Raw genomic sequence first — 16,514 nt, 5'->3', positions numbered from 1 at the left:
GACGACTGACGAGGAGCGGACATGTACGTCGGGATCGATGTGGGCACCTCGATGGTGAAGGCCGCCGCGTTCGACGGCACCGGTCGCGAACTGGCCGTAGAGGCCCGCCCGGTGGGGCTCGCCCTGCACGAGGGGTTCGTCGAGCAGGACATGGAGGAGGTGTACGGGGCGGTCGTCGCCGTACTGGAGGGGCTCACCCGGCAGGTGGCGGAGCCGGTGGAACTGGCCGGTCTGACCGGGCAGGGCGACGGGGTGTGGCTGGTCGACTCGGCGGGCCGGCCGGTGCGGGCGGCGGCCTCCTGGATGGACGGGCGGGCCCACGAACTGCTCGACCAGTGGCTGGCCGACGGCACCTTCGAGACGGTGTTCCGGCGGACCGGCAGCGCCATGTTCCCCGGCAGTCCGGGCCCGCTGCTGGCCTGGCTGGACCGGCACGAGCCGCAGTCGCTGCGGGCGGCGCGGGCCGCCGTGGCGTGCAAGGACATGGTGTTCCAGCGGCTGACGGGGGCCTCCCGGGCGGTGACGGACGTGTCGGACGCGTCGATGCCGTTCCTCGACCCGCGCACTCGGGCGTACGACAACCGGGTCGTGGAGCTGCTGGGCCTGGCCCATCGCCGCGGGCTGCTCGCGCCGGTCAGCGATCCGGTCGCCACGGCGGAGACGACCGGCGCGGGCCTGCCGGCCGGCACCCGGATCGCGAACGGGCCCTACGACCTGCCGGCCTGCGCGCTCGGCGCCGGGGTGACCGCCCCCGGCGACGGTCTGCTGATCGTCGGCACCTGTCTGGCCGCCCTGGTCGCGACGACCGACCTCGACCTCACCGGCGAGCCGGCCGGCCTGTACATCTCCACGGACCGCCCCGGCCACCGGCTGCGGGCCATGCCCGCGATGGTCGGCACGGCCGCGCTGGACTGGGTCCTGTCGACGACGGGCGTCCGCCACGACGAGGTGGACGACCTGCTGGCGTCGACCCCGCCCGGCGCGCACGGGGTGCGGGTCCTGCCGTACTTCGCGCCCTCGGGCGAGCGCGCCCCCTTCGTCGAGCCGCGGCTGCGGGCCGAACTCACCGGTGTGTCCCTGGAGTCGACGAAGGCCGACCTGGTCCGCGCGACCTGCGAGGGCATCGGCTACGCGGCCCGCCACTGTCTGGAGGCGGCCGGGCTGACGGGGTCCCTGGCCGTCTGCGGCGGCGGTACCCGCAGCCCCGCCTGGATGCGGCTCCTCGCGGACGTCCTCGGCCGGCCGCTGCGGGTCGTCGAGGGCGAGGTGGGCGCACGGGGCGCGGTCCTGGCGGCGGCCGAGCGGTACGGCGTGACGCTGGACGCGCCGGCCTGGACGCGGCCGACGGCGATCGTCGAGCCGGACGCGGGCCGGGCGGCGTCCTACGCGAAGGGGTTCGAGGAGCATCTGTCCCGGCTGGCGGACGCCCGCGGCCGGGCACGCACCTGACGCGCGGGTGCCACGTACGTGAACCGCCCGACGAGGAAGCCGAGAAGTCGAGGAAGGGGAGTCGTATGTCCCGCATCAGACGCCGGTCCCTGCTGCTCGCGGCCGCCGCCACCCCGGCGGCCGCCGCCGTACCCGCGCCCGCCGCCGCCCTCGACGGCCGGCGACCACTGGTCATCGGTCACCGCGGCGCGGCCGGCCGGCGCCCCGAGCACACGGCCGCCGCCTACACCTACGGCGTCCAGACGGGCGCCGACTGGATCGAACCGGACCTCGTCCCGACCAAGGACCACGTCCTGGTGGTCCGGCACGAGAACGAGATCTCGCAGACCACGGACGTGGCCCGGCATCCGGGGTTCGCGGACCGCCGGACGACGAAGACGGTGGACGGACGGCCGGTGACCGGCTGGTTCACCGAGGACTTCACCCTCGCGGAGCTGAGGACGCTGCGGGCGGTGGAACGCCTCCCCCTGGTCCGCAACGCCAACACCGTCTTCGACGGCCGCGAGCGGGTGCTGACCTTCCAGGAGGTGGTGGACCTGGCACGGCAGCTCTCGAAGCGGTACGGCCGGACGATCGCCGTCTTCCCCGAGACCAAGCACCCCACCTACTTCCGCTCGATCGGCCTGGAGCTGGAACCGGAGCTGGTCCGGCTGATCCGGCGCAACGGGCTCGGGCCGCGCGAGTGCGTGGTGCAGTCCTTCGAGCCGACCAGCCTGCAGCGCATGGCGGGACGGGGGGTGCCGTTGTGGCAGGCGCTGGGGACGACGGGCGGGCCCTACGACCTGGTGTCCGGCGGGGACCCGACGACGTACCGGGACATGATGACGCCGGCGGGGCTGGCGGAGATCGCCGGGTACGCGCGGTGGATCGGCCCGGACCGGACGTCGATCGTGCCGGTCGGCGCGGACGGGCGGCTCGGTACCCCGACCTCGCTGCTCGCGGACGCCCATGCGGCGGGTCTGCGGGTGGGGGCGTACACCTTCCGGGCGGAGAACCAGTTCCTGCCCGCGGACTTCCGTCGGGGTACCGGAAGCACCGATTTCGGGGACGCGTTCGCGGAGTACGCGCTGTACTACGGGCTGGGGGTCGACGCGGTGGTGACGGACTTCCCGGACCTGGCGGCGATCGCGAGGAGAGATCCATGATCGAGCGGGAGTGTCCGACCTGCAAGAGCAGGGAGAAGTTCCGGAAGTTCAACGAGGCCGAGAAGGCGGTCGTCCGGGAGGAGAAGGGGGAGCGCCACTACGTGGACGACCTCTGGCGCTGCACCGCCGTGGGATGCCGGTGGTACCAGCCGTATCTGCACCAGCGGGGCGGCGCCGAACTCCCCGAGAAGTTCCGGAACGAGGCCGCCGCCCCCGAGTGACCGGTCGGACCGGTGGGCTACAGGTTGCTGAAGTCCGGGCCCTTGGTGCGGGTGCGCTTGATCTCGTAGAAACCGGGGACCGAGGCCACGGCGAGCGTGCCGTCCCACAGGCGGGCGGCCTCCTCGCCCTTGGGGGCGGGGGTGACGACCGGGCCGAAGAAGGCGATCTGCTCGCCGTCGGCGCCGGGGACGGCGATGACCGGGGTGCCGACCTCCTGGCCGACCTTGTCGATGCCCTCCTTGTGGGAGGCGCGCAGCTCGGCCTCGAACTCGAAGTCCGTCTGGTCGGCGTACTCGATCAGGTCGGCGGGCAGACCGGCGTCCTCCAGGGCGCCGGCGATGGCCTCGACGGTCGGGCCCTCGGCGTTGTTGTGGAAGCGGGTGCCGAGCGCGGTGTAGAGCGGGCCGAGGACGTCCGCGCCGTGCTTCTGCCAGGCCGCGGTCGCCACCCGCACCGGCTTCCACGCCTTGGTGGCGAGCATCTCCCGGTACTCCTCGGGCAGCTCGTCGATCCGGTCCTCGTTCAGGACGGCGAGGCTCATGATGTGCCAGCGCACCTCGATGTCGCGGACCTTCTCGACCTCCAGGACCCAGCGGGAGGTCATCCAGGCCCACGGGCACAGCGGGTCGAACCAGAAGTCGACGGGGGTCTTGCCGGAAGCGGTCGAGGTCTCGGACATGGGTCTCCTCATAATGCGGGTCTTTCGCCGTGCAACAGCGACCGGCGCCCGCCCATTCCCACCGCCGGCCGCCCGCCGGTTCCCGGCTGCCGGAGCCAGGTGGCACATGACAGGATCAGCCGGTCCGCATACTGAACACCGCCCGAGGGAGTGCCATCCGTGCCCGGTGAGAATCTGTCCCGTGACGAGGCCCGGGAGCGGGCCGCCCTGCTGTCCGTCGACGGCTACGACGTCTCCCTCGACATCCGTTCGGCCGTCGGGAACGACACCGGTGACGGACCCCGGACCTTCCGTTCGGTCACCACGATCCGGTTCCGCTGCGCCGAGCCCGGCGCGTCGAGCTTCGCGGACCTGATCGCGCCGAGTGTGACCGCGGTCTCCCTCAATGGCAGGGACCTCGACCCCGGCGAGGTCTTCGACGGCTCCCGGATCGCCCTGGACGACCTGGCCGCCGAGAACGAGCTGGTCGTCGACGCGCGGTGCGCGTACTCGCGGACCGGCGAGGGCCTGCACCGGTTCGTCGACCCGGAGGACGGCGAGGTCTACCTCTACACCCAGTACGAGCCGGCCGACTCCCGCCGGGTCTTCGCCAACTTCGAGCAGCCGGACCTCAAGGGCCCGTTCCGCTTCGAGGTGCGGGCGCCCGAGGGATGGACGGTGTGGAGCAACGGCGCCGGTGAACTCGCCGACGGTGTCTGGCGGTTCGCGGAGACGAAGCCGATCTCGACGTACATCACCTGTGTGGTCGCGGGCCCGTACCACTATGTGACGGACTCGTACACAAGGGAGTTCGAGGACGGCACCCGCCTGGAGATCCCGCTCGGCGCGATGTGCCGTAAGGGCCTGGCCCCCTACTTCGACTCGGACGACGTCTTCCTCGTCACCCGGCAGGGCCTGGACTTCTTCCACGACCACTTCGACTACCCGTACCCCTTCGGGAAGTACGACCAGGCCTTCGTCCCCGAGTACAACCTCGGCGCGATGGAGAACCCGGGCCTGGTGACCTTCCGCGAGGAGTTCATCTTCCGGGGCAAGGTCACCCAGGCGTCCTACGAGGGCCGGGCCAACGTGATCCTGCACGAGATGGCCCACATGTGGTTCGGCGACCTGGTCACCATGGTGTGGTGGGACGACCTGTGGCTCAAGGAGTCCTTCGCCGACTTCATGGGCACGTTCGCGAACGTCGGCGCGACCCGCTTCACCGACGCCTGGATCACCTTCGCCAACCGCCGCAAGGCCTGGGCCTACCGCGCCGACCAGCTCCCCTCCACCCACCCGATCACGGCGGACATCGGCGACCTCCAGGACGCCAAGCTCAACTTCGACGGCATCACGTACGCCAAGGGCGCCTCCGTACTGAAGCAACTGGTGGCCTACGTCGGCCAGGACGCGTTCCTGGAGGGCGCGCGGCGCTACTTCAAGCGGCACGCGTACGGCAACACGCGCCTCGGCGATCTGCTGTCGGTCCTGGAGGAGACCAGTGGCCGGGACATGGCCGCGTGGTCGCGGGCGTGGCTGCAGACGGCGGGCGTCAACGCGCTGACCCCGCAGGTGCTGCTGGCGCCGGACGGCACGGTCGACGAACTGGCGGTGCTGCAGGAGGCTGCCGAGTCCCATCCCGAACTGCGGCCCCACCGGGTGGCGTTGGGCCTGTACCGGCGTTCCGCGTCCGGCGCGGTGGAGCGGTACGCCCGTGCCGAGGTCGACGTGGACGGACCGCGCACGGTCGTGGCGGAGCTGGCCGGCACCGAGGCCCCCGACCTGGTCCTGGTCAACGACGACGACCTGACGTACTGCAAGATCCGTTTCGACGCGGCCTCGCTGGAGACACTGCGCAGCGGCCTCGGAGACCTCACGGACCCGCTCGCCCGGGCCCTGTGCTGGTCGGCGCTGTGGAACATGACGCGGGACGCGCTGCTGCCGGCGCGGGACTTCGTGGGCCTGGTGCTGCGGTTCGCGGGCCGCGAGTCCGACATCGGCGTCCTGCAGATGCTGCACGCGTGGGCCACCTCGTCGCTGGTCCACTATGTGGCGCCCCAGTGGCGCGCCGAGGGCGGCCGGCTGCTGGCGGAGGGCGCGCTGCGGGAGTTGCGGTCCGCCGAGCCGGGCGGCGAGCCCCAGCTGGCGTGGGCGCGGTTCTTCGCGGCGACGGCGTCCGGCGCGGGGGACCTGGAGCTGCTGCGGGCCCTGCTGGACGGCACGGAGAAGATCGAGGGCCTGGCGGTGGACCAGGAGCTGCGCTGGGTGTTCCTCCAGCCGCTGACGGCCCACGGGGTCGCGGACGAGGCGCTGCTCGCCGCCGAACTGGCCCGCGACAACACGGCGTCCGGCAAGCGGCACCAGGTCCGCTGTCTCGCCGCCCGTCCGTCGGCCGAGGTCAAGGCGCAGGCCTGGGCCCAGCTCGTGGAGTCCGACGTCCTGTCCAACGCCCTGGTCGAGGCGACCCTGGCGGGCTTCGCCCAGCCGTCCCAGCGGGAGCTGCTCGCGCCGTACGCCGAGAAGTACTTCGGTGTGATCGAGGGGGTGTGGGCCGGGCGTTCCATCCAGATCGCGATGCATGTGGTCGAGGGTCTGTTCCCGTCCCTCCAGCACTCCCCGGCGACGCTGGAGGCGACGGACGCGTGGCTCGCGGCCCACGAGGACGCGGCACCGGCGCTGCGCAGGCTGGTGCTGGAGGCACGGGACGATCTGGCGCGGGGGCTGCGGGGGCAGGCGTGTGACGCGGACGCCGGGGCGGCCACCGGTGCCGCGGGTGCTGCGGGTGCCATCGGCTGACCTGCCACCTTTGGCCAAAGCCTGAGCGTCCCGTCACCGTTACGGAATTCAGGCAATCGGAGCCGTAACCCCTGGTCCACCCCGAATGGACCAGGGGTTTTCGATGCCTACTCGGCATCCGAACACTCGTCCTTTAGTGCCGCCTTGTCCGCATTTGTCGACGAGCGTGTAACAGCGGTTAGAGAGGCGGTCGAGGGCGGGAATCCCCCCGCCATGAACCACAACACCCCGCTCCCCCCGGTGCCGCCGCTCTCCCCCCGCCCGCTGCGCCACCTCTCCGAGGTGCACCGCCGGGTCCTGACCGCCGCGCAACTGCGCTCGCACGGCGTCCCGGCGTCCGAGACGAACGAGCAGTGCCGCCCCGGCGGGCCCTGGCAGCAGCTCCTCCCCGGCGTGTTCCTGCTCCACCCCGGCCCGCCGACCGGCGAGGAGCGGCTGCACGCGGTGCTGATGTACGCGGCGAAGGAGCGGGCGACGACCGGGGTGCCGTGCCAGCCGAGCCCGGAGGAGCCGCACCGGCCGACGTACGCGGAGGCGATGATCACGGGTCTGGCCGCGCTGACCCTGCACGGCTTCTCCGCCACGCCCCCGCTGACCGCCCTCGACCAGATCGACGTCCTGGTCCCGCGCCTGCGCCGGCTCCGCTCCACGGGCTGCGCCCGCATCGTCCGCACGGCCGCCCTGCCGGCCCCGCGGCAGGTCACCGGGGTCCCGGTCGCCCCGGTCCCGCGCGCCCTCGCCGACGCGGTGACCGAACTGACGGACGCGGGCGACGTACGCCGGCTGCTGACGGAGGCGGTACGCGGGGGCCACTGCGAACCGGCGGCGGTGGTACGGGAGTTGAACAACGCGAAGCTGCTGAGCCGGCCGCACGTGGTGGACGCGGTGGACTCGCTGCTGGCGGAGGGCCGGGCCATCGCGGAGAACCGCCTGTACCGGATGGTCCAGGAGTACGGCCTGCCCGACCCGGTCTGGAACGTGGATCTGCGCCTGCCGGGCGGCCCGCACCTCGGCGGCCTGGACGCGTACTGGCCCGAGCAGGCGGTCGCGGTCGAACTGGACACCCGCGCACCCCGGCAGGGGCACCGACAGGACGACGACGCCCTCTGGTCCGAATACGCCCGCAAGCGCGAGCACCTGGAGCGGCTCGGCATCACCGTCGTCCACATCACGCCGAAGAAGCTGCGGGAGGCGATGGAGCAGCAGGCGGCGGTGGTCCGTACGGCGCTGATGGCGTCCGGGGACCGCGACCCGGCCGCGTATGTCGTGGTGCTGCCCCGGTAGCGACGGACCGGGGCGGGACCAGGAGGGGAGAGGAGGGGCCGCGGGGTCGCACCCGGCGGCCCCTCCTCATGCCGTGACCGGCGCGGTGGCTACCGGTCCGACGTGCCGCAGTACTCCCCCTCGATCACCGCGGCCGTGTCCCCCGACCAGTCCCCGTTGAGGTTGAAGGCCAGCGCGTGGCGGCCGTCCGCCGTGGTCACCGCCCCCGACGAGGACCCGTGGATGCCTCCGTCATGGCCCCAGACGTGGACGCCGCAGCTCAACTCGCGGTCGATCAGGCCGAGTCCGTACCCGGCGTTCGGATACTCCCCGGCCGGCACGGTGGCCTTCATCTCCTTCAGCTGCTCGGCGGGGAGCAGCCTGCCCTGGAGCAGGGCGGCGTAGAAGCGGTTCAGATCGGCCGAGTTCGAGATCATGTCGCCGGAGCCGTAGGCCAGCGCGGGGTTGAGTTCCGTCACGTCGTAGGTCGGTCCCGTCGTCGTCTCGGCCAGCTTGCCGTAGGCACGGCTGCTGGGCTGCGGGAGGGTGGTCCGGGTGCCGGGCACCGAGGTGGCGTCCAGGTCCAGCGGACCGGTGATGCGGCGGCGGACCGCCTCCCCGTACGGGCGGCCGGTGACCTTCTCGATCACCAGCGCGGCCAGGGCGTAGTTCGTGTTGGAGTAGTTCCAGGACGCGCCCGGTGCGAAGTCCGGCCGGTGGGACATCGCCGTCGCGATCAGCTCCTGGGGCGTCTTGCGGTCGTAGCGGTGCTTGAAGAAGCCGTCCTTCAGGAAGTACGTCCGTGCGAACGTCTCGTCGTCGGTGTAGTTGAAGATGCCGCTGGTGTGGTTGAGGAGCTGACGGATCGTGATCCGGCGGCCGTCGTGTCCGTTGCCCCGGACCAGGCCCGGCAGCCACGCGTCCACCGTGTCGTCCAGCGACAGGCTTCCCTCCGCCTCCAGTTGGAGCACCACGGTGGCGACGAAGGTCTTGGTGATGCTGCCGACGCGGTAGCGGTCCTGCGCCGAACGCGGCTGCCCTGTCTTGAGGTTGCCGACCCCGGCGGTCGTCGACCAGGTGCCGTGGGTGTCCTTCGCCGTGGCGGTCACGCCGGGCACGCCGTCCTTCACGGCGGCCTCGATCGCGGCGCGGGTCGCGTCGTGCCGGCCACCTCTGTCGACGGGTGCCGCGACGGCGGGGCCCGCCAGGGCCGCGGTCAGTGCCACGGCGGTCGCCGCCACGAAGGTCGTCCGTACGGTCATCTGTTTCTCCCCGTCCTGCTCCGCCCGTCGTCGGGCGGGGTCGCGGGGACAGACCCCGGGGGTGCCGACGGGGTTGAGGCCCGATACGCGGGTTGAGCCGGTTTCGGCCCTTTTCCGGTGGCGGCCCGCGGGACCGGGTTAACGTCCTCGGGTGCGAAGGAAGTTGAGGGTGGCGGCCTACGCCGTATGCGTGCGCGACGGAGAGATCCTGCTGTCCCGGTCTCCCGCCCCGGACGGCGGCCCGCCGGAGTGGGTGCTGCCCGGCGGCGGCATGGAGCACGGGGAGGACCCCTACGACACCGTCGTGCGGGAGGTCGCCGAGGAGACCGGCTACCGCGTCGAGCCCGCCACCCTGCTCGGCATCGACTCGTCCCGGCGCACCGCTCGCCGCAGCTTCCGCCGCACCGCCGACCACCACGGCCTCCGCCTCGTCTACGAGGCCCGGGTCACCGGCGGTGACCTCCGCTACGAGGTCGGCGGCTCCACGGACATGGCGGCCTGGCACGCCCTGGATGCCGTACCGGATCTGAACCGGGTGAAACTGGTCGATACCGCCCTGCGGTTGTGGCGGGAGCGGCCGACGGCGGGACGGGTCGCGTCCGCACGGGAAACCGTGCCGGGAACCCCTCCCCTACCCGGAAAGATGAACACGGAGTAACCGACTCCGGGCCGTCCGGGGAGCACCCGCGGACGCGCAGGGTAGTCCAAGATCGACGTACGGTGATCGGTGTTGCGCGTTGCGGCCTCGTTCACGTGCAGGTCATCCCCGGTGCCAACGATCCAGAGCGAGCGGGAAATTCGCGGCTGTGACCGGCGGCGATCACCCCGCGCCACTGCCGACGCAGTTCGCACTCGGGGAGATCGCGCCATGTCGCGCACACGCTCTGTCGCCAGCTCCGCGCTGGAGGTCAACCGCCGTACCGTCCTCGCCGCCGCCGGGGCGGTGTCCGTCTCCGCGGGCATCGGCTACGCCCTGCGGCCCACCGACAGCCGGGCCGCCACCAACGCCGTGGGCGCCGACGCCGCCGGGGCGCCCGTCGCCCAGTCCCGCAGGGCGCCGGCCGCGCCCCTGGCACCGTACGACCGGGGCACCACGCTCGCCTCCGTCTCCGCCCCGCGGACCGGCTCCGGTTACCGGCGGCTCGGCGACGGCCCGGGCTGGAAGCGGCGGGTGCGGACCGAGCTGGCCGCGCCGAAGACCGGGCGGGCCGGGCGCCGGACCACCCTCGCCGCGTTCGTGCAACTCACCGACCTGCACCTGATCGACGCCCAGCACCCGATGCGGCTGGAGTACCTGCGCTCCACGGACGTCCACGCCTGGCGACCGCACGAGGCGCTGACCGTGCACGGCGCGGTCTCGCTGGTGGAGCGGGTCAACGCGCTGCGGGGCGCCCCCGTCACCGGCGCCCCGCTGCACTTCGCGATGACGACCGGCGACAACACGGACAACAACGCCAAGACCGAGCTGGAGTGGTTCCTGACCGTCATGAGCGGCGGCCGGATCACCCCCAACTCCGGTGACCCGCGCCGCTACGAGGGCGTCCAGAACAGCGGTCTCAAGCAGTACTGGCAGCCCGACACGAGCGTCCGCGACGCCGACAAGCAGCTCGGCTTCCCGCAGCTGGACGGCTTCCTCGCCGCCGCCGTACGGGAGTTGAACAGCCCGGGCCTGAACCTGCCCTGGTACTCCACGGTCGGCAACCACGACTCCATGCCGCTCGGCTGCTACGGCCACGGCGACTCCTGGCTCGCCGAGTACGCCGTCGGCGGCAAGAAGCTGATGAACCTGTCCGCGTCCGAGGCGAAGAAGCTCCAGAACGCCATCACGAACGGCAAGGACCCGATGGGGACCGCGTTCCGCGACCTCCTCAAGGCGCACAGCCGGGACATGCGCTCGGTCACGCCGGACGAGGGGCGCGCCCCGTACACGGCCACCGAGTACCTCAAGGCCCACCTCGACCCCGCCTACCGCGGGGTCGGCCCGGTCGGCCACGGCTACTCGTCCGCCAACCTCGACGCGGGCACCCAGTACTACAGCTTCCGTATCGCCGACGACGTCATCGGGATCAGCCTCGACACCACCGACCCCGGCGGCCACTACAACGGCTCGATCGGCACGGCCCAGCTGAAGTGGCTCGACAAGACGCTCCGCGACAACAAGGACTCCTACGCGGTCGTCTTCAGCCACCACACCAGCAAGTCCATGACGAACACCCGCCCCGACCCGAACCGGCCCGGCGAGCGGCGGCACGACGGCCAGGAGGTCCTCGCCCTCCTCGGCAGCCACGCAGGCGTGCTGGCCTGGGTGAACGGCCACATCCACCGCAACGACATCACCCCGCACTCCGCCCCCGACGGCCGCTCCTTCTGGGAGATCTCCACCGCCTCGCACGTCGACTACCCGCAGCTCGCCCGCGTCATCGAGCTGGTCGACAACAAGGACGGCACGATCTCGCTGTTCACCACCTGCGTCGAGTCGAGCGCCCCGCACCGCACCGACTTCGCCGACCTCTCCCAGACCGGCCTGGCCGCCCTCTACCGCGAGCTGTCCTACAACGCGCCGGGCGCGAGCACGGTGCTCGCCGGGGAGTCGAAGGACCGGAACACGGAGCTGGTACTGAAGAAGGGCTGAACCAGGACTCCCCGCCCCCTTTGACGATTTGTACCTTTCGTCGCCCATATCCCCCAAGGGCATCGGGGGTTTTCCCCATCCGCCCATATCGATTCGGTCAACTCTCCCTAAACATCCTTCCCATGCGTAAAGCTGTGCGATCGTCCGGGATCGCCTTCCGGACGACTGCGACCAGGTCCGATCGGACCCGGTCGCCACCCGCTCGTTCCTTTACCTACAAGGGATGCCGATGACCCTCACCCCCCAGCGCGAACCGATATCGGGCGCGAGACGCGTGGCCCGCATAGCCGTGGCCGCCGGTCTGGTCGCCGCGCTCTCCGCGGCGGGGCCGATACCCATGGCCCTCGCCGCCGACGACGCACCCGTCACGGCCGACCCGAGCGTGAAGTCCGCCCACGACAAGCTCGGCTCCGACGACGCGGACGTCCTCGCCGAGGCCAAGGCCGACGGCGACAAGACCGTCACGCTGATGGTCGCGACCGCCCCCGGCCAGACCGAGAAGGTCGCCGGTCAGCTGGACTCGGTCGACGGCGGCCTCGTCGGCCGCACCTACGACAAGCTCGGCTACGTCCGCGCCACGGTTCCCACCGGCAAGGCGGACTCGGCCATCGCCGCCGCCGCGAAGCTTTCCTCCGTGCACGGCATCGACCTGCGCCAGGACATCCCGCTGGACGACCCGACGCCTAGCGCGGACACCGTCAAGGGCGCCGCGAAGAAGGGCACGGCCACCGCCGCCGCCGCGCCGAACAAGAAGACCCCCGCCGAGAACCCGTACAACCCGTCCTTCGAGACGGGCGCCGTCGACTTCGTGGAGGACCACCCGAAGGCGGACGGCCGCGGTGTCACCATCGGCATCCTCGACTCGGGCATCGACCTCTCCCACCCGGCGCTGCAGAAGACCACCACCGGCGAGCGCAAGATCGTCGACTGGGTGACGGCGACCGACCCGGTCGCCGACGGCGACGGCTCCTGGCGCCGGATGCTCTCCTCCGTGGCCGGCCCGGCGTTCACCGCGACGCCCGTCGGCGGCGCCGCCGAGGCGTTCACCGCACCGGCCGGCTCGTACAAGTTCAACTACTTCTACGAGTCCGCCACCGTCGGCGGCGACCAGCTCGGCGACGTCAACCGCGACGGCGACACCACCGACGTCTGGGGCGTGCTGTACGACGCCGCCGCCGGCACGGTCCGCGTCGACCTCGACGACGACCACGACTTCGGTGACGAGCAGCCGATGAAGCCGTACAAGGACGGCTACCAGATCGGCTACTTCGGCACCGACAACCCGGCGACCGACGTCGCCGAGCGCATCCCGTTCGTCGTCGAGATCCGCAAGGACGTCGTCTACAACGCCTCCGGGGCGAAGGCCGACTACGTCAACATCGGCATGATCTCCAGCGAGCACGGCTCCCACGTGGCCGGCATCACCGCCGCCAACGGCCTGTTCGGCGGCAAGATGGACGGTGCCGCGCCGGGCGCGAAGCTCGTCTCCTCCCGGGCCTGCCTGTTCGGCCCGAGCTGCACCAACGTGGCGCTCACCGAGGGCATGATCGACCTGGTCGTCAACCGCGGTGTCGACATCGTCAACATGTCGATCGGCGGCCTGCCCGCCCTCAACGACGGCAACAACGCGCGCTCCGAGCTGTACACGCGCCTCATCGACACCTACGGCGTCCAGCTGGTGATCTCGGCCGGCAACTCCGGCCCCGGCGCCAACACGATCGGCGACCCCGGCCTGGCCGACAAGGTCATCTCGGTCGGCGCGACCATCTCCAAGGAGACCTGGGCCGCCAACTACGGCTCCCAGGTGTCGAAGAAGTACGCCATGATGCCGTTCTCCTCGCGCGGCCCGCGTGAGGACGGCGGCTTCACCCCGACCCTGTCCGCGCCGGGTGCCGCGATCAACACCATCCAGACCTGGCTGCCGGGCGCCCCGGTCGCCGAGGCGGGCTACACCCTGCCGGCCGGCTACGGCATGCTCCAGGGCACCTCGATGGCCTCCCCGCAGGCCGCCGGCGCGTCCGCGCTGCTCCTGTCGGCCGCCAAGGCGAAGGACATCGAGCTCTCCCCGGCCACCCTGCGCACCGCGCTGACCTCGACCGCCGACCACATCAAGGATGTGCAGGCCTACGAGGAGGGCGCCGGCCTCATCAACATCCCGGACGCCTGGGACTCGATCCGCGACGGCGCCACCGCCCACGAGTACACGGTCAAGGCGCCGGTCGACACCACGATCGACCAGTTCCTGAAGACCCCGGGCTTCGGCACGGGCCTCTACGACCGTGACGGCGGCCTGAAGTCCGGCCAGAAGAAGACGTACGACGTCACCGTCACCCGTACGTCCGGCGCCGACAAGGCGATCCGCCACGAGCTGTACTTCGAGAACAACGCGGCGAAGACCTTCAAGATCGTCGGCTCGGACGAGGTGAAGCTGCCGCTGAACCAGCCGGTGACCGTCAAGGTCCAGGCCGCGCCGAAGTCCGCGGGTCTCAAGAGCGCGATCCTTGAGGTCGACGACCCGAAGACCGAGGGCATCGACAAGCAGGTCCTGACGACGGTCGTGGTCTCCGCGCCGCTCGCCCACACCTTCAAGGCGTCGGACACGGTCCAGCGCAACAGCACGCAGTCGTACTTCGTGACCGTGCCCGAGGGCGCCACGTCCCTGGAGGTCGCGATCGGCGGGCTCAAGGACAAGAGCCAGACCCGCTTCATCGCCATCCACCCCTACGGCGTTCCGGTCGACAACACCGGCACCCCGTTCTGCTACAACAACTACCTCGACGGCAACGGCTGCAAGCCCGACGTGCGGGCGTACGCCAACCCGGTGCCGGGCGTCTGGGAGATCGAGGTCGAGTCGCGCCGTACGTCGCCGCTGCTCGACAACCCGTACAAGCTGGACGTCGCCGTCCTCGGCGCGGCCTTCGACCCGGAGACCGTGACCGTGCCCGAGGCCAAGGTCGGTACCCCGGCCGCCGCCTCCTGGAAGGTGACGAACAAGTTCGCCGCGATCGACGGCAAGCTGGCCGGCGGCCCGCTCGGCTCGTCCAAGTCGGCCCGCCCGACGATCGCCACGGGCGAGACCCGGACGACCACGGTCACGGTGCCCGAGGGCGCCAAGTCCCTGGACGTCGCGATCGGCAACGTCTCCGACGCCGCCGCCGACCTCGACCTCGTCGTCTACGACGAGTCGGGCGCCGAGGCGGGCAACTCCGCCGACGGTGACTCGGAGGAGTCCGTGTCCCTGGCCGCACCGGCCGCCGGCACGTACACCATCGAGGTCATCGGCTACGCGATCCCGGCCGGCTCCACGGCGTACGACTACCAGGACGTGTTCTTCTCCGCCGCCCTCGGCAGCGTCACCGTCGACGGCTCGACGCCGGTGAAGCTCGGCACGGGCGACTCCACCACGGTCTCCGGCAGCGTCACCGCCGCCGCGGCCGCCCCGGAGGGCCGGGAGTTCTTCGGCCAGGTCCAGCTGCTCAACGCGCGCGGCACGGTCGCGGGCGCGGGCAACGTGAAGATCGAGAAGGTCACCCCGTAGTCACCGCGGTCACGCCGTGACGCGTCACGGAGATCAGGGCGGGCGTTCGTCAGCACATGACGGGCGCCCGCCCTTTCCCGTGCCTCACCGGCAGCCCAGCTTCCGGGACTCGGGCAGCGAGGCGGTGATCCAGGCCCCCTCGCGGGCCACCTCCTTGGCACCGACGGCCCAGTGGTCCGGGGTGGTGGCGTCCTTCGGGACACCGAACAGCACCGGGTCGCCCTGCTCCAGCGGGCGGGACACCTCGTACCGGCTGATCACATAGGTCAGCTCGTCCTCGCCGCGCCCAGGCACCGCCTTTGGCTCCGGCTTGTAGAAGCGGGTCACGTGGACGGTGACCCGCAGCAGCTCGTCGTCGCCGGGGAACGTCTCCACCCGGGCGACCGTGCCCTCGGCCACCGTGCCGGCGCAGGCCAGGTAGCGGGGGCTGCCGAAGAGGACACCGTCGGCGTCCTCCTTGGAGGCTCCGCTGTCGCTGCCGCTGTCCGAGGTGGCGCTGATACCGCCCCCGGCCTGCGCCAGCAGCCAGGCCATGCCGGAGAGCACGGCCGCGGCGGCGGCCACCGCGAGGGTGCCGAAGGCCAGGTTGAGGGTGCGGCGCCGGGCCGGCGTCCGGATCCCGGAGGGACGTACGGGAGCCGGTTCCGGAACCCTGGGCGGGTCACCGAGCGCCTGCCCGATGATCCCCAACTGCTCGCGCAGCAGGGCGAGATCGGCCTCGGCGGACCGGTGTTCGGCCAGGAAGACGGGGTCCGCGCGGGCGTCGTCGGACAGCGGCTCCGCGGTGATCGCGGCCATCAGCGCGTCCAGACCGACGCGGCCGTCGTGTTCGGCGCGGTCGCCGTGTTCGCCGCGTCCGTCGTGTTCGGCGGTCACGTCACACCACCTCGTCCTCGTGCAGGCGGGCGCGCAGGGCCCGTACCGCCGTGTGCAGTCGGCTCTTCACCGTGCCCTCGGGGATGCCGAGCTCCTCGGCGATCCCGCGCACCGGAAGGTCGGCGTAGAAACGCAGGACGAGAACCTGGCGCTGGTTGTCGGGCAGGTCGTCCAGACCCTGGGCGACCGCGAGGGAGAGCAGGCTGGTGTCCTCGCCGGAGGGGTGTTCCGACTGACGCAGGGAGGCGAGGCGTTCCCCCACCCGCTCCTGGCGGCGCTTGGCGCGGTGCCAGTCCATCGCCAGGTTGGAGGCGACGACCGCCGCCCACGCGGACACGTCGCGCGGCGCCTCGTCCCCCCGCGCCGCGCGCTCCAGCAACCGCAGGCGGACCTGCTGCACCCCGTCCGGCAGGTCCGCCTGTGGTACCCCGCCCAGGGCGAGCACCGCTCGCACCCGGCGTTCCTGGGCCGCGTCCAGGGGATCGGCGTGCTCGTCCCCCGGGCCACGGCGGGCCTTTCTGCGCAGCACAGACACCCCTCCCCTCCCCGCGTCTCCTCTACGACGCCGTGGCGCGCGGAAACGTTCGGCCGACCGGCGGGAAATCCCTCAGAGGTGTACGTCACACCTGAGCGAAGGGCAGCACAGCTTGCGGCACGGCTCCGCCGTGAGGCG

General features: G+C 71.8%; 12 protein-coding genes. 8 read left to right on the top strand and 4 right to left on the bottom strand.

All coding sequences use genetic code 11. The features are described from left to right. The first annotated feature begins 21 nt into the window (after nt 1-21). The 3 genes from ACZ5VD_RS02675 (at nt 22) to ACZ5VD_RS02665 (ending at nt 2,815) form a co-directional block, all read left to right on the top strand. The gene (locus ACZ5VD_RS02675; RefSeq protein WP_468680345.1) at nt 22-1,449 is read left to right on the top strand and encodes an FGGY family carbohydrate kinase; all 1,428 of its coding nucleotides are present in this window, start codon (nt 22-24) and stop codon (nt 1,447-1,449) included. Nucleotides 1,450-1,514: 65 nt separating this feature from the next. Beyond that, the gene (locus ACZ5VD_RS02670) at nt 1,515-2,594 is read left to right on the top strand and encodes a glycerophosphodiester phosphodiesterase family protein (RefSeq protein WP_468550404.1); all 1,080 of its coding nucleotides are present in this window, start codon (nt 1,515-1,517) and stop codon (nt 2,592-2,594) included. After that, nucleotides 2,591-2,815, top strand: coding sequence for a hypothetical protein (locus ACZ5VD_RS02665; protein ID WP_468550405.1), 225 nt, complete (start codon nt 2,591-2,593; stop codon nt 2,813-2,815). Before ACZ5VD_RS02670 ends, ACZ5VD_RS02665 begins: the two co-directional genes overlap by 4 nt. 17 nt (nt 2,816-2,832) lie before the next feature. Here ACZ5VD_RS02665 and ACZ5VD_RS02660 read toward each other — a convergent pair whose 3' ends face one another. Continuing rightward, a complete protein-coding gene (locus ACZ5VD_RS02660) occupies nt 2,833-3,495 on the bottom strand; it encodes a mycothiol-dependent nitroreductase Rv2466c family protein (RefSeq protein WP_468680343.1) in 663 nt (220 codons plus the stop codon). 159 nt (nt 3,496-3,654) lie between these two features. On the opposite strand from ACZ5VD_RS02660, the gene pepN reads away from it, so the two are divergent. After that, the gene (gene pepN / locus ACZ5VD_RS02655) at nt 3,655-6,270 is read left to right on the top strand and encodes an aminopeptidase N (protein ID WP_468680340.1); all 2,616 of its coding nucleotides are present in this window, start codon (nt 3,655-3,657) and stop codon (nt 6,268-6,270) included. A 213-nt stretch (nt 6,271-6,483) separates the two neighbouring features. Further along, on the top strand, nt 6,484-7,554 hold the full coding sequence (locus tag ACZ5VD_RS02650; RefSeq protein ID WP_468680338.1) for a hypothetical protein: 1,071 nt from the start codon (nt 6,484-6,486) through the stop codon (nt 7,552-7,554). Between the two features lie 89 nt (nt 7,555-7,643). Here the strand turns inward: ACZ5VD_RS02650 and ACZ5VD_RS02645 are convergent, their stop codons facing one another. After that, nucleotides 7,644-8,795: a serine hydrolase domain-containing protein gene (locus ACZ5VD_RS02645; protein WP_468680335.1), complete on the bottom strand. Its 1,152-nt coding sequence runs from the start codon at nt 8,793-8,795 to the stop codon at nt 7,644-7,646. A gap of 151 nt (nt 8,796-8,946) precedes the next feature. On the opposite strand from ACZ5VD_RS02645, the gene ACZ5VD_RS02640 reads away from it, so the two are divergent. The 3 genes from ACZ5VD_RS02640 to ACZ5VD_RS02630 all read left to right on the top strand — a co-directional run bounded on the left by ACZ5VD_RS02640 (nt 8,947) and on the right by ACZ5VD_RS02630 (nt 14,965). Beyond that, the gene (locus ACZ5VD_RS02640; protein ID WP_468680333.1) at nt 8,947-9,453 is read left to right on the top strand and encodes an NUDIX hydrolase; all 507 of its coding nucleotides are present in this window, start codon (nt 8,947-8,949) and stop codon (nt 9,451-9,453) included. A 210-nt stretch (nt 9,454-9,663) separates the two neighbouring features. Next, nucleotides 9,664-11,427 (top strand): TIGR03767 family metallophosphoesterase, encoded by a 1,764-nt coding sequence (locus ACZ5VD_RS02635; protein WP_468550411.1) that lies wholly within the window; start codon nt 9,664-9,666, stop codon nt 11,425-11,427. Nucleotides 11,428-11,656: 229 nt separating this feature from the next. Then, nucleotides 11,657-14,965, top strand: coding sequence for a S8 family serine peptidase (locus ACZ5VD_RS02630; RefSeq protein WP_468550412.1), 3,309 nt, complete (start codon nt 11,657-11,659; stop codon nt 14,963-14,965). 84 nt (nt 14,966-15,049) lie between these two features. Here ACZ5VD_RS02630 and ACZ5VD_RS02625 read toward each other — a convergent pair whose 3' ends face one another. Next, a complete protein-coding gene (locus ACZ5VD_RS02625; protein ID WP_468550413.1) occupies nt 15,050-15,841 on the bottom strand; it encodes a hypothetical protein in 792 nt (263 codons plus the stop codon). Nucleotide 15,842: 1 nt separating this feature from the next. Next, the gene (locus ACZ5VD_RS02620; RefSeq protein WP_468550414.1) at nt 15,843-16,376 is read right to left on the bottom strand and encodes an RNA polymerase sigma factor; all 534 of its coding nucleotides are present in this window, start codon (nt 16,374-16,376) and stop codon (nt 15,843-15,845) included. Between the last annotated feature and the right edge of the window lie 138 nt (nt 16,377-16,514).

The organism is Streptomyces sp. NPDC032822, assembly GCF_055578825.1.
The sequence above is the reverse complement of the archived record's forward strand: the minus strand, read 5'-3'. Positions and strand labels throughout refer to the sequence as shown.

Coding starts and splice junctions, on each gene's coding strand:
- ACZ5VD_RS02675 (WP_468680345.1), top strand. CDS start 22: ATGTACGTCGGGATCGATGTGGGCACCTCGATGGTGAAGGCCGCCGCG.
- ACZ5VD_RS02670 (WP_468550404.1), top strand. CDS start 1,515: ATGTCCCGCATCAGACGCCGGTCCCTGCTGCTCGCGGCCGCCGCCACC.
- ACZ5VD_RS02665 (WP_468550405.1), top strand. CDS start 2,591: ATGATCGAGCGGGAGTGTCCGACCTGCAAGAGCAGGGAGAAGTTCCGG.
- ACZ5VD_RS02660 (WP_468680343.1), bottom strand. CDS start 3,495: ATGTCCGAGACCTCGACCGCTTCCGGCAAGACCCCCGTCGACTTCTGG.
- ACZ5VD_RS02650 (WP_468680338.1), top strand. CDS start 6,484: ATGAACCACAACACCCCGCTCCCCCCGGTGCCGCCGCTCTCCCCCCGC.
- ACZ5VD_RS02645 (WP_468680335.1), bottom strand. CDS start 8,795: ATGACCGTACGGACGACCTTCGTGGCGGCGACCGCCGTGGCACTGACC.
- ACZ5VD_RS02635 (WP_468550411.1), top strand. CDS start 9,664: ATGTCGCGCACACGCTCTGTCGCCAGCTCCGCGCTGGAGGTCAACCGC.
- ACZ5VD_RS02630 (WP_468550412.1), top strand. CDS start 11,657: ATGACCCTCACCCCCCAGCGCGAACCGATATCGGGCGCGAGACGCGTG.